Here is a 13,399-nt window from a genome sequence, read left to right as displayed (position 1 = left end):
AAGTCATGAAGGTACTCAATATTTTCGCCAGCCTGCTTGTCCTTGCGACCACTCTCGCCAGCGTTGCACACGCTGCGGACAAACCTGAAATCAAGGCGAAAGTCGCGTTGAAGGAGAGCGTTTCGTGGGACGGGACGCCTTATGAGCCTTACCCCAAGGGGCAGCCGCAACTCTCGATACTGGAAATTACCATTCCTCCCCACACGGCATTGCCTTGGCATCACCATCCCGTTCCTAACGCGGCCTACGTGGTGTCAGGGGAATTAACGATCGAGGACAGGGCGTCGGGCGCGCATCATAAGGTGACCGCCGGGCAAGCATTCGCTGAGTCGGTGGGGGCCAGCCATCGCGGCGTAACCGGCGATCAGGCGGCTGTCGTGATAGTTACCTACTCGGGTGTCGAGGGCATCCCTCTCTCAATTCCCGACAAAGGCGAAAAGGCTGAGTTCGAACACGTCGAATAAACCGTCAGGTGGATGGACCGCAAGGCCGGTTGTTGCACCTTGCGGTCGTTTCACCATTTCATCGAGCTAACATGTCGCGGGCTGGCTTAGAACACCTTGATCGGTACGTTGACGATAAGCCTGAGCTCATCAAGATTGCCCTCCAGTTGATATTCACTTGCACGGTGCGAGGAATAACTGGTCATCAGGCTGATATTCTTGAAGGTGCCCGATTGCACTGTGTAGCTTGCACTGACACCCACTTCATAATGGCTTTCACCCTGCTGCTTTAGTACCGAGTTGTAGATGCCGTTCGGGCCACCGTCGTAATGGCTGCCGTCGATGCCCATGCCCTTGATGTACCAGAGCGTAGTCTTGAGACCAGGTAGACCATAAGCGACCCAATCGTTGTTGTAGAACACCCCGATCGAGTGCTCATTGGGGCCGTTGAAGAAGGACATCATGGTATTGGGCAGGTTGATGGCATTGGATTCGAAGGGATAATCGAAATATTCGTCACCCTTGATTTTCTGCAGACCGATCTTCAGCGAGTGGTTGCGCCACTTGGGCGTAATACTGAGGCCGTAGGCCTGCTGGTCGATATTGCCACCGATTTGGCGACCACTGGACCGGGTGTTATAGGCATCCAATTGCACATCGACGTTGACCGATCCCCAGTTAGTTTTCTTGCCCAGGCCCAGATACTCGCGATCCCATATATCGTTGAAGCGAGAGACATAGGCGCTGCTGCGCCAGCCAGCGCTCGACAAATAGTCGGCCCCGGCGTAAGCGTTGAAGTCACTGGTGACAACGGGCGAACCGTAAGTGGGACTCAAATCCTGGCTTCCGGCTCCCGTACGCGGCGACCCCTTGTCGAAGTAGCCAGATTTGAGCGTCAACCCTTCGATGTCATGACTTTCCAGGGAGACCCCATTGAACGATGAAGGCAAGGTACGGGTATCGGTGTAGGACATCATCGGTGTCCTGACTTGCTGCCTGCCAACCTTGAGCAGCGTCTCGGCGACCTTGAACTTAAGCGCTGCGATACCGAGTTTGCTCCAGTCATCGACCACATCGCCGTCCTTGTCGACCAACAATCGATTACTGCCGCCTGCCGCCGCCGTCCGGCTGCGCTCCAGCGCCACTGCCGAGAAGGTCGAAAGATCCAGCCCGAACTTAACCGGCCCTTGAGTAAAGCCGGAGACGAAGTCGAGCCTGAAGCCTTCCAGCCAGGCGGTACGGTCACGCAACTTGCGTACTCCGTCTGGTGTTTGCAGTTTGAAATAAGTGGCCTTGTGGCCGACCTCGTGTGAGTACCACTGACGGGTATTGAGCGTCAGGGAGCTGTCATCCAGAAAACCTTGTTCCTGGGCATGGACCTGGGTAGTAGAAATTGCGGCCGCCAGCGTGCCGACGGTGAATAACGCCAAATTATCTGTGCGATACATAGACCTTGCCTGTTGTTGTTTTTAGGGCAGATAAGAAGTAAGTCGCTGAGTCATCGTTATTGAGTTTTTGCGCGGGCAGGACTTAGCCCGACTTGCCCATCAGGCCGTAGTGGCCTGATGGTGGTCGTTCAGTTATTGGGGTGCCGGTTCAACGGCTCGAGCACTTTGCAGTCATCAACCATCGATGAAGATGTGGACCCAAGCCTGCGACCTCAGTTGAGATTATCCTTCACAAGTTTCAGCCAGCAGTCGGAGCCGATGCGAATCAGCTCGTCATTGAAGTCGTAGTGGGGGTTATGCACCGAGCAGCCATGAAATTCGCCTTCGCCGTTACCCAGGAAGAAGTAGCAGCCGGGCACTTTGGTCAGCATCCAGGCGAAATCTTCTGTCGCCATGATCTTCGCCGCCTGCGGCAACAAGTGGCCTGGCTTGAACAGCGGCGCCAGGCTCTGGCGAAGCATTTCTGTTTCTGTCCCCGTATTGACCAGTGCTGGCGCCAGTTGCGTAGTTTCAAGTTCGATTTTGACGCCGAACGTGTGTTCATGGCCCTGGGCGATTTCCCCCAGGCGCTGATTGATTTTGCCTTCGGTCTGCGCTGTGTCGGTACGTACGCTGATCAGCATCGATGCCGTGTCGGGAATGATGTTGTAAACACTGCCAGCTTCGACCATGCCGATGCTGATCACGGCGTGTTCATCAACGCAGAGATTGCGCGACTTCACTGTCTGGATTGTGTTGATCATGCTGGCTAGCACCGGTATCGGATCGACAGCGCGTTCGGGCATTGCTCCATGACCGCCACGACCTTTGATCAACACACGCACACATTCCGAAGAGGCCATGGTTGGGCCGGCCTGGACCACAGCAGTGCCCAGCGCAATACCCGGCAAGTTGTGCAAGGCAAAAATCGCGTCACAAGGAAACCGACTGAAAAGACCGTCGTCCATCATGGCCTTGGCGCCGCTCAGTCCTTCTTCGTCCGGTTGGAAAATCAGGTTGAGCGTGCCATTGAAGTCGGGCAACTGAGCGATTCGCCATGCGGCTGCCAGCAGGATGGCCGTGTGGCCGTCGTGGCCGCAGGCGTGCATGCGGCCCTCGATCCGACTGGCATGGGCGAAGCAGTTTTTCTCCTGCATAGGCAGCGCATCCATGTCGGCACGCAAGCCCAATCGGCGAGTGCCGCTGCCTCGACGCAGTACGCCGACCACGCCATGTCCGCCGATATTGCGGTGAACTTCGTAGCCCCATTCTTCGAGCTTGCCGGCCACCAATTCGGCGGTCAGCGGGGTGTGCGCGCCCAGTTCAGGGTTCTGGTGGATCTCCCGGCGCAACTGGATAAAAGCGTCCAAGTCCAGTTCGGCAAGGGTTTGGGTTTGGGTTTGGGTTTGGGTCAATGAATTCATCAGGTCACTCCCGACCAGGGTTTTCGGGGAATACAGCCAGGCAAGCCAGACTGATGGCGCCGCCGGCGAGCAGGTACAGTGCTGGCGCCTGGGGGTTATCCAGGACCGCCGTCAGCCATGTGGCGATCAACGGGGAGAAACCGCCGAACAGGGTGACGCCGAAGCTGTAGCTGACGGCGGTACCCAGGGCGCGGCGATTTTTCGGAAAGGCTTCCATGATCAGAGCGAAGAAGGCTCCCGAACCGATACAGCCAGGCAGTACCAGAATCGCGATAACCAGCATCGCTACGAACAAATCGGTGCTCAAACTGAGCAGGTAGAAAGCTGGCCACGCCAGTAGCACCGGCAGGGTGATCGTCCAGGCCAGCAGTTTTTTGCGCAGGCCGTGGCGATCGGCAAAGCGTCCTGCCAGAGGCGTGATGACAGCCAGACAGGCACTTGCCACACAGGCGATAGCCAAGGCGCTGCGTTGCGGGTAACCCAGGGTGACAGTCAGGTAGGCGGGCAAATAGAAAATGAACAGGTATATGGCGATGGTGGCGCTGGCCATAAGGCCGATTGCCAATAGGGTGTGACGCACGTCAATGTGATCGCGTAGTCGAGCATCGCGTTTGGTCGGTTCAGCTTCGTGGGTTTCTGGCAGACAGCGACGGATGTACCAGCCAAGCGGTCCGATGAGCAGCCCCAGCATAAAGGGGATACGCCAACCCCAGCTCTCAAGGTCATCTGCGCTCAACGTGCTGTTGAGCAGTAAACCCAGACCGGCCCCAACCAGGGCGGCGTAGCCTTGGCTGGCAGCCTGCCAACTCACATTGCGACAGCGATTTGCCGTAGCGCTGGACTCCATCAGATACACCGATGCAGTCCCTATTTCCCCTCCTGCCGAAAAGCCCTGCATGAGGCGGCCAGCCACCAGCATCAAGGTGCCGAACAAGCCGATGTCCTGGTAGGAAGGCGCGAAGGCAATCATCGCTGTGCCGAAAGTCATCAAACTGATCGTGAGGCTCAAAGCGGCCTTGCGGCCACGGCGGTCGGCAAAGCGACCAATCACAAGAGCACCCACCGGCCGCATGAGGAAGCCGACGCCAAATGTGGCAAGCGATATCAGCAGCGATGCCATTGCCGACTGTGCGGGGAAAAAGTTCTTTGCAATTACCACGGCGAAGAAGCTGTAGATCGTGAAGTCATACATTTCCAGGGCATTGCCTAGAGCGCAGGCGACGGTGGCTTTCCTGGACCCTATTACGGATGGCGCGGTGGTGCGGGGGAGAGGGGGCGCTTGCAGAGTAGTCATCGATATTTCCTGTGACAGTTTTGTTGTGGGCCGAATATCCGGCAAACACTGTCACTGCACACTTGCGCTTTTCTTCGATGATTAACCGTTGGTTATGACCTCCAGCCGCCCCAGTGAAACTCGGCGCCAGATCGGTGCGGTTTCGCCCGATAATCGATCACACGCACTGTTTGACGACAGCGACACAGCCGTCCTGGCAATCAACTCAGGCGACAAACACAGGGTTTGGCTCGATGCTCTTGAAGATAGGGTGGTCGGTCCCAAGGAACAGGGACTGACTTAACCGTTGGACATATCGTTGCGTTTTTCTTAAGTTTCTCGCTTGCCGCTGCGCTCTAGCGTGACGCATCCATAGGCTGGTTCTTCGAGAGCACGCTTCTGATCGCGTAGTAAAGGTCTCGTGCCGTTGTGGTCAGCGCGTGGCGATCAATGCAGACCAGATAGATGGGGTACTCAGGGATGCTTTCTTCGATCATGACCCGCATCAGGTCTTCATTGAGTCCTTTGGGTAACGTGTTTTCCATTCCGGCTTCACTGAGCGTCATGAACGCATCGGCGTGATGTAACAGATCAAGGGCCAACAAGACTGATGAACACTCGGTTATCCGCTGCGGCGGAGGTATCTCGTTGTCTTCAAACATTTGATAGAACTGCGACGAGTGATCGTCGATGGCATCGAGGCTGATCCAGTTTGCAAACTGCAACTGACGCAGCGAATGGGAGTAGCGAAGCGGATTGTTTTTTCGACAGACCACCAGACCCCGCATGCGGCTCAGCGCTTCCCAATCCAGGTTTAGTCTCTGTGTATGCTGCTGCGAAGTAATGGCGAAATCCAGGGTGCCGTCCCTAAGTCGCTGCAGCATCTGGTTGGGGCGCAGATTCACCAGGCGGATGCGTACACGCGGATTCTTGGCCTGGAACCCGGCGATGCATTCCCCCAGTCCTTTGAGCACTGAAGTCAGGGACGTGACGCCGATGGTGACTTCACCGACCTGCATATCCTTGATGTTTTCAGCCTCCAGTTGCAGCCGTCGCATGCTCTCGACGGTCAACTGTGCATGGCGAATGATGCGACGGCCTTCGTCAGTGAGCGACATCCCCCTGTGGGAGCGCTGCAGTAGAGCCAGGCCCAGCTCGCTCTCCAGATCCTTGATCGATCGGCTGATGGCGGGCTGAGTGACGTGCAGGATCTGCGAGGCCTCGCTGATGCTCCCGGTTTGGTGGATGGCGACCAGTGCCCTGATTTGATGGAGTTTCACGTACTGACAGGTCCTTGCGGTGCGATGAAGATTCAATCGCTTGCATAGTGTCATGCCTGTCACTGCCGCAACAATGCGGTGGTGTTCCCAAGAGGCCCGGAACCAGGGTCGCTGCCGGATCCAGGCTCCGAAGAGTGGCGCCAGTGCACTGATCAGCAGATCAATGCGATATCACCCTCTGCACAAAACGGATAGCGATCTGCGCAAAGCGGATATTGGCCCCCTCGCGCTCTCAATACCCTTGATTTGCATCCTGCGTAACAGTGCTTTGCATGGCAGGCAACAATGCGGCCGCCATCGGTGAACCGTTGCCCGCGCCGCTCACAGCCGCACGCTAAAACGCTCAAACGAACAAACGAACAAACGAACAAACGAACAAACGAACAAACGAACAATAAAAAATAACAACAAGAGACCGATGTCATGCGAAAAATCGATGTACACGAGGTTATCGACAACGCGCGCTTCAACCGCTTTCACTGGATGGTTTTGTTCTGGTGCGCCCTGATCATCATCTTCGACGGCTACGACCTGGTGATCTACGGGGTGGTCTTGCCGACGCTGATGAAAGAGTGGGGATTGAGCCCGCTGGAGGCTGGGGCGCTGGGCAGCTATGCGCTGTTTGGCATGATGTTCGGTGCGCTGTTTTTCGGGCCGCTGTCGGACAAGATTGGGCGCAAGAAAACCATCACCCTTTGCGTGATGCTCTTCAGCGGCTTCACCGTGCTCAATGGCTTTGCCACAAGTCCGACTACGTTTGGCATCTGCCGGTTCATTGCCGGCCTTGGCATCGGCGGCGTGATGCCAAACGTGGTGGCGCTGATGAACGAGTACGCGCCAAAGAAAATTCGCAGCACCCTGGTCGCCATCATGTTCAGCGGCTATTCGGTGGGCGGCATGCTCTCGGCGGGCCTGGGGATTGTGCTTATTCCCAGCTTCGGTTGGCAGGCTGTGTTCTACGTGGCAGGGCTGCCGTTATTGTTGCTGCCGTTGATCATGTATTTCCTGCCGGAATCGGTGGGTTTCATGCTGCGTCAGGGCCGCAACGAAGAGGCGCGCAACGTACTGCAGCGGGTCGACGCACGCTACATCGCACAGCCCGACGACATCCTGCACATGACTGAGGTGAAGGGGATCGGCACCCCTGTGTTGCAGCTGTTTCGCGAAGGCCGCGCCTTGCGCACCCTGATGCTTTGGTTGGCGTTTTTCTGCTGCTTATTGATGGTCTACGCCTTGAGCTCCTGGCTGCCGAAACTCATGGCCAACGCCGGTTATAGCCTCGGCTCAAGCTTGTCCTTCTTGCTGGTGTTGAACTTCGGCGCGATTTTCGGTGCGGTGGGTGGGGGCGTATTGGGCGATAAGCTCAACCTTCCAAGGGTACTGGCGGTGTTCTTTGCCATTGCCGCGGTGTCGATCACCTTGCTCGGATTCAAAAGTCCAACCCCTGTGTTGTACCTGCTGATCGCCATCGCTGGCGCCACCACCATTGGTTCGCAAATCCTGCTGTATGCCTGTGCTGCGCAGTTCTATTCCATGGCCATTCGTTCCACGGGGCTTGGCTGGGCGTCGGGGATTGGCCGTAACGGAGCCATTGTTGGCCCTCTGTTAGGCGGTGCGTTGCTGGGAATCAGTTTGCCACTGCAACTCAACTTCATGGCGTTCGCCTTGCCGGGTGCGGTGGCTGCCCTCGCCATGACCCTGTATGCCATCAGCAGCGAGCGTAACGCCTCCAGCGTTGGCGAGCCGCTGTCGGCGGCCAAGGCCTGAGTCCGCAAGGAGCTGTTTGATGAAAGGCTTAATGCGTGACTTTTCACTGTCCGCTGCAGTTGCAGGCTTTATTGCTACGGTGATCTCGTATGCGGGCCCCCTGGTGATCATTTTCCAGGCAGCGGACACTGCGCATCTGTCTCGCGAACTGCTGTCGTCCTGGGTCTGGGCGATCTCCATTGGCAGTGCGCTACTGGGGATCGGCCTGAGCCTGCGTTACCGCGTGCCGATCATCATTGCCTGGTCGGCACCCGGCTCGGCCCTGTTGGTGGCGTTGCTGCCGGGCATTTCGATGAACGAGGCCGTCGGCGCTTATCTGCTGAGTAGTCTGATTATCTTTCTGGTAGGCCTCTCGGGCGCGTTCGACCGCGTTATCAGCAAGCTGCCCGGCGCCATCGCAGCGGCAATGCTGGCGGGAATTCTGTTGCGTTTTGGCACTGGCCTGTTCGTGTCATTGCAAGGCAAGCCCGGGTTGGTGCTGGCAATGTTCACCACCTACCTGGTGTGCAAACGGCTGCTGCCGCGATACGCGGTGATGGCGGTACTGGTGGTGGGCTGTGCCATCGCCATGCTCACCGGCCAATTGCACCGCGAAGCCCTGGTGATCGGCCTGGCGACGCCGGTGTGGATCCCCCCCCAGTTCAGCCTGGGTGCAACCTTGAACGTCGCCTTGCCACTGGTGATGGTGGCACTGACCGGTCAGTTCGTGCCGGGCATGGCCGTGTTGCGCGCCTCGGGTTACACCACACCGGCCAGTCCGATCATCGCCTGCAGCGCGCTGGGCACGGCGCTGTTGGCGCCGTTTGGCTGCCACGGCCTCAACCTGGCGGCGATCACTGCCGCCATCTGCACGGGCCGCGAGGCCCACGAAGACCCGGGCAAACGCTATGTCGCCGGTGTGGTCGGCGGCCTCTGTTACCTGGTTCTGGGCATTTTCGGTGCGACCCTGGTGTCGTTGTTCGCGGCCTTTCCCAAAGAACTGATCGCCGCTCTGGCGGGCCTGGCCCTGTTCGCTGCAATTGCCGGTGCCCTGGCCAATGCCATGGCCGTGCCCAATGACCGTGAAGCGGCGCTGGTGACGTTCCTCACCACCGCCTCAGGCATGTCGCTGTTCGGGTTGTCCGCCGCGTTCTGGGGGCTGATTTTCGGCATGGTCGCGCACCTGCTGTCGAGTACGCGTCGGCCACCCCTTGCAACCGCAACCAGCCGCGCCCGAGAGATGACGCGCTGACCCGTTTTCGTAACGCCTTACCTATTCATAACAACAATAAGAGCACACCTATGAAGTCAACCATTCATGCAACTCGTACGCTATTGTCCACGGCTGTCGCCTTGGGTTGTTCCAGCCAATTGATGGCCGCGCAGGGCGGTTTTATCGAGGATGCCACCGCCACCTTGCAGGCACGCAATTACTACTTCAGCCGTGACTATTCGGACATTGTCGGCGCTAACCGGCAGTCGAAGGCCGAGGAGTGGGCCCAGGGCTTTATCCTCAACGCCAAGTCCGGTTACACCCCAGGGCCGATCGGCGTCGGCATCGATGTCATCGGCCTGCTCGGGCTCAAGCTCGACAGCAGCCCGGACCGGGTCAATACCGGCCTGTTGCCGGTGCACAGCGATGGCCGCGCGGCCGATGACTACAGTCGCCTGGAAGGCACGCTGAAGCTGCGTTACTCGAAGACAGAACTGCGCGTTGGCGAGCTGCAACCCAACTTGCCGGTGCTGGTTTTCAGTGACATCCGCCTGCTGCCGCCCAGTTACCAGGGAGCGAGCATCAGCTCCGCTGAGATCAATGGCTTGACGCTGCAAGGCGGCCATCTGAGCTCCACCCACCTGCGTAACGAGGCCGGCGACGAGAAGATGCAGGCCATGCTCGGCTACGTGCCCCAGCGCCAGGTCAGCAGTGACGCCTTCAACTATGGTGGCGGCGATTACGTCTTCAACGACAAACGCACCAGCGTCAGTGCCTGGTACGGGCAACTGGAAGACATCTACCAGCAAGGCTTCCTGGGCCTGAAACACAGCCAGCCCCTTGGCAGTTGGACCCTGGGCGCCAACCTCGGCTATTTCGACGCGAAGGAGGATGGCAAGAAGCTGTTGGGCAATATCGACAACCAGGCGTTCTTCTCCCTGCTGTCGGCCAAGTACGGCGGCCATACCTTTTACGTCGGCTACCAGGGTATCTACGGTGAAAGCGCGTTCCCCCGGGTATTTGCCAATATCTCGCCGCTGGGTAACGAAGTGCCGACCTATGAATTCGCCTCCACCGACGAGCGTTCCTGGCAGGCGCGCTACGACTACGACTTCGCCGCCCTCGGCGTGCCGGGACTGACCAGCACCGTGCGCTACATCACCGGCAACAACGTCAACACCGGCAAGGGCTTCGAAGGCAAGGACCGCGAACGCGACCTGGACCTCGGTTACGTCGTGCAGAGCGGGACCTTCGCAGGGCTGGGTGTCCGGGTGCGCAATGCCATGGCGCGCTCCAATTACCGCAGCGATATCGATGAGAACCGGCTGATCCTGAGCTACACCTGGACGTTGCTGTGAGTGAGGCGAGTATGAGCAATAAAGTCTGGGCGCAATTGGCCCTGTGTGCAGCGGGTGGCGCAGTTGTGCTGCTCGCTGTCGGCAACGGCATGCACCTGATGTATGCCGGCATTATCGACGTGTTGCTGCTGGCAGCGGCGGTGCTTTATCACCGTCAGCCAGTACGGATAGTCGAAGTGCCCGTGCAACGGGAACCAGATCTCGTGGAGTCCAGTGCGCCGGTCCCGCTATCGTCGCTGCAAGTGGTCGAGCCCGCTTGGCCGGGCACCCAGGTAAAGGTGGCACTCGAACACTTGACTCAAGTGGTGCAGCAAACCGAAGAAGACATGCGCTTTGCCGACCAGCTGGCGCGTGGCGCGGGCGAACGGGTACAGGCAAGTGCCGTGAGCATGCAGTCTTCGGCTGCCGTGCTGGGGGATCTTGATCAGTATCTGCAGCGCCTGGATCAGGTGTTCGATGAACTGGGCAGCCAGTCGGTACGCATCGGTGCGATTGTCGGCAGCATCCAGGACATCGCTCGGCAGACCAACCTGCTGGCGCTCAATGCCGCGATCGAGGCCGCTCGGGCTGGTGACCATGGCCGGGGTTTTGCTGTGGTGGCGGACGAGGTGCGCAATCTGTCGCGCCAGGCAGCGGACTCCAGTGCGCAGATCCGGCAGATCGCCACAGGTCTGGAAAAGTCGGCACAGGATGCGCGTCAGGGCCTTGAACAGCTTACCGATTCGACGCGTTTGGGCCTGGACAAGGCCGAGGTCGCGTTGCAGTCGATGGGGGAGTTACGCAGTGGTGCGGTCGCCAGGCTGGAAGTGGTCGAGCGCATCATGCAGCGTTTGGCCAGTTTGCACGAGTTGGCACTGCAGGCAACCCGGATAGCGGTCTGAACAACGTGGCTTGCCGGTCTCTCAAACGCCCGAGCAAATGCCCATCACCTTGTAGGTCAACGTGTGCGTTTCACCCTGGTGGTCGATATAGACCATGGTCGCCGGCACGACTTCGCATGCAGTCGAGGTATCGGTTACCGAGATGACCTTGGCGATATCCAGAGCTGGAGATGTTGTGACCGGGTTGCTTTCGGCGGCCATCACGGCGGTTGTGGTCAGGGCCAACAGTACACTCAACAAGGTCTTCATGTTTTTTCTCCGTGGTGTTTTGATGAGTGAATTTTATTCTTTTACGGGTAGGGATAAAGAGGGCTGTACTTGATGCTGCGTTACATCAGATGCAACAGTCATTGCCGTCGGAGGGTTCATGGATTTGCTTAACAGCCTGCGGGTATTTGTGCGTGTAGCCGACGCAGGCAGCTTTACCACCGCCGCACAGGCGCTGGACTTTTCCACGGCGCAAGTGTCTCGGCTGGTGGCTGATCTTGAGCAGCACGTGCAGGCACGTCTGCTGCAGCGCACCACCCGCCGGTTGAGCCTGACCGAAGCCGGCGAACGCTTCCTGTTGCGGGCGCGGCAAATACTCGACGACATGGCCGAGGCCACCGCAGAAGCGCGTGGCGCTCACCTGGAGCCCAATGGCCGGTTGCGTCTGCACTGTTTGACCGGGCTGGGCGTGCTGATGACGCCACTCATTGCCCGCTACTGCGAGCTCTATCCGGACGTGGTGGTTGAGTTGACCTTGTCGCAACGCAACCCCGACCCCCTTGAAGACGGGCACGACGTGGTCATCTCCATTGCCCAGGAACTGGCGGATTCACAATTCGTTGCCCAAGCGGTAGGGCGCATCTTCAGCATCCCTTGCGCGTCGCCTGCGTACATCGCGCGTCGGGGCCTGCCCACCCAACCCGAACAACTGAATGAACACTGCTGCCTGCGCATGATCGACCCGTTGTACGGCGATGATTGGGTTTTCCGTGACGAGCAGGGCGAGCATTCAGTGGTGCCCGGCAAGACCTTCCAGAGTAACGTTCCCGAGGCGATGGTCAATGCGTCGGAGGCCGGGATGGGCATCAGCCTGCTGCCGTTCTACACCGCAACCCGGTCGCTGCGCGAGGGCACGTTGCTGCGCCTGCTGGGCGACCATCGGCTCAGGGAGCGAAACGTCTATGCACTCTATCCTTCCAAGCGTTTTCTGGATGCCAAGGTGAGGACCTGGGTGGACTTTCTCAAGGCGGAGTTGCCCGGGCTTTTTTCCGGACATGAGATCACAGCGAATGATGTTCGGTATTGGGCAGCAGGCTAGCTGAAAAGGCCAACATTCCGGGATGGAGTCTGGGTGATTGGCCGCCGCGCTGTTTCGTTACTGCAAGGCCGATGAGCAAAAAAGCCTGGAGGCGTTTTTCTCGCGATACTGTTTGGGCGTCATGAACAGTTTTTCCTGAAACAGTCGGGTCATATGGCTTTGGTCCGAGAATCCACAATCCATGGCCACCGCCTTCAACGGAATGTCGCGCACCGTCGACAGGATCCGCTCGGCCTTTTTCAAGCGGCGCGACTGAACGTACTGATGGGGAGAGACCCCGTATACAGCCCCAAATACTCGTACAAAGTACGACGGGCTCAGGTCGACGATGGCGGCCATTTCCTTGACCGAGATGGGGCAGGACAGATGTGAATCGATGTATTGCTGAAGCTGGTCGCGCTTGAGGTTTGTCAGGCGAGACGCTTGATCGCTGTCTCTGAGGTCACACCGCACGTACTGACGCAGCAGATGAATGCACATCTGTATTTCCAGCGTCTGGGCGAAGATGCTGCTCCCCGGTTCGCCACTCAGGCACTCCATTTCATAGGTAGCCATGAGTCTGGAGAGCTTCGCGTCGTTGACGAGCGGGCAGTGGTCGACAAAAACGCCGTCAACATCCTGTTGAAAGACTTCATTGGCGACTTTGGCCATCATGGCTTGCGAAATGTAGATATGACTGACTTCGATATCGTTCATCCAGTACCACCTGGATGATTCACCTCGGGTCAAAATGGTGACGTCGTTATCGCCAACGGACCATTTTTGCCATTGCTTGCCATCGTGGAAGCCCAGATTTGACGTGCCCGATTTCCATCTCACCAGCTCGTAATCGCGCATGCACGGGATGCTGACTTCGGTTTTGTCAAAGCGGTAGCCCCGAATCGACACGCCATTATCAGGTGCGGTCTCAACGGTTCCCTTGATCGTTACTTCACCAGGGATAACGTCCAGCATTTTTTCTGGCGTTAGCAGGATGGCACTCATCACAACTCCCTTTTTATTTGTATTGGCTGTGGAGTTTTTATCAGTACTTAGCGGCTTTTGAGCG

The 13,399-nt window shown here is 58.1% G+C and carries 11 protein-coding genes and 1 pseudogene; 6 read left to right on the top strand and 6 right to left on the bottom strand.

Features of this window, described 5'->3' with window-relative positions; translation table 11 throughout:
• Positions 1-5: 5 nt before the first annotated feature.
• A complete protein-coding gene (locus tag ACXX83_RS10440) occupies positions 6-464 on the top strand; it encodes a cupin domain-containing protein (protein WP_217835203.1) in 459 nt (152 codons plus the stop codon).
• 86 nt (positions 465-550) lie between these two features.
• Here the strand turns inward: ACXX83_RS10440 and ACXX83_RS10435 are convergent, their stop codons facing one another.
• The 4 genes from ACXX83_RS10435 to ACXX83_RS10420 form a co-directional block, all read right to left on the bottom strand.
• A complete protein-coding gene (locus ACXX83_RS10435; protein WP_458548382.1) occupies positions 551-1,891 on the bottom strand; it encodes an OprD family outer membrane porin in 1,341 nt (446 codons plus the stop codon).
• A 212-nt stretch (positions 1,892-2,103) separates the two neighbouring features.
• Positions 2,104-3,294 (bottom strand): M20 aminoacylase family protein, encoded by a 1,191-nt coding sequence (locus ACXX83_RS10430; protein ID WP_458548381.1) that lies wholly within the window; start codon positions 3,292-3,294, stop codon positions 2,104-2,106.
• Positions 3,295-3,298: 4 nt separating this feature from the next.
• Complete coding sequence (locus ACXX83_RS10425) at positions 3,299-4,588, bottom strand: MFS transporter (RefSeq protein ID WP_458548380.1); 1,290 nt, start codon at positions 4,586-4,588, stop codon at positions 3,299-3,301.
• Positions 4,589-4,923: 335 nt separating this feature from the next.
• Positions 4,924-5,847, bottom strand: coding sequence for a LysR family transcriptional regulator (locus tag ACXX83_RS10420; RefSeq protein WP_458548379.1), 924 nt, complete (start codon positions 5,845-5,847; stop codon positions 4,924-4,926).
• 423 nt (positions 5,848-6,270) lie between these two features.
• Between ACXX83_RS10420 and ACXX83_RS10415 the strand changes: the two genes are divergently transcribed.
• From ACXX83_RS10415 to ACXX83_RS10400, 4 genes and pseudogenes are all read left to right on the top strand, one after another.
• Positions 6,271-7,614, top strand: a complete 1,344-nt coding sequence (locus tag ACXX83_RS10415) for an MFS transporter (protein ID WP_458548378.1) — start codon at positions 6,271-6,273, stop codon at positions 7,612-7,614.
• 19 nt (positions 7,615-7,633) lie between these two features.
• Entirely contained in the window at positions 7,634-8,845 is a 1,212-nt protein-coding gene (locus tag ACXX83_RS10410; RefSeq protein ID WP_458548377.1) for a benzoate/H(+) symporter BenE family transporter, read from the top strand.
• 50 nt (positions 8,846-8,895) lie between these two features.
• Positions 8,896-10,164, top strand: coding sequence for an OprD family porin (locus ACXX83_RS10405; RefSeq protein ID WP_015095158.1), 1,269 nt, complete (start codon positions 8,896-8,898; stop codon positions 10,162-10,164).
• Positions 10,165-10,643: 479 nt separating this feature from the next.
• Positions 10,644-11,045: pseudogene (locus ACXX83_RS10400) on the top strand (methyl-accepting chemotaxis protein); the annotation flags it as partial.
• Positions 11,046-11,066: 21 nt separating this feature from the next.
• On the opposite strand, the gene ACXX83_RS10395 reads toward ACXX83_RS10400, so the two are convergent.
• A complete protein-coding gene (locus tag ACXX83_RS10395) occupies positions 11,067-11,294 on the bottom strand; it encodes a DUF2790 domain-containing protein (RefSeq protein WP_458548376.1) in 228 nt (75 codons plus the stop codon).
• A 118-nt stretch (positions 11,295-11,412) separates the two neighbouring features.
• On the opposite strand from ACXX83_RS10395, the gene ACXX83_RS10390 reads away from it, so the two are divergent.
• Positions 11,413-12,351: a LysR family transcriptional regulator gene (locus ACXX83_RS10390; protein ID WP_458548375.1), complete on the top strand. Its 939-nt coding sequence runs from the start codon at positions 11,413-11,415 to the stop codon at positions 12,349-12,351.
• Between the two features lie 57 nt (positions 12,352-12,408).
• Here ACXX83_RS10390 and ACXX83_RS10385 read toward each other — a convergent pair whose 3' ends face one another.
• The gene (locus tag ACXX83_RS10385; RefSeq protein WP_007980479.1) at positions 12,409-13,335 is read right to left on the bottom strand and encodes a helix-turn-helix domain-containing protein; all 927 of its coding nucleotides are present in this window, start codon (positions 13,333-13,335) and stop codon (positions 12,409-12,411) included.
• Positions 13,336-13,399: the final 64 nt, after the last annotated feature.

This window comes from Pseudomonas sp. GNP012 (genome assembly GCF_054343835.1).
This window is presented reverse-complemented; position numbering and strand designations above follow the sequence as displayed.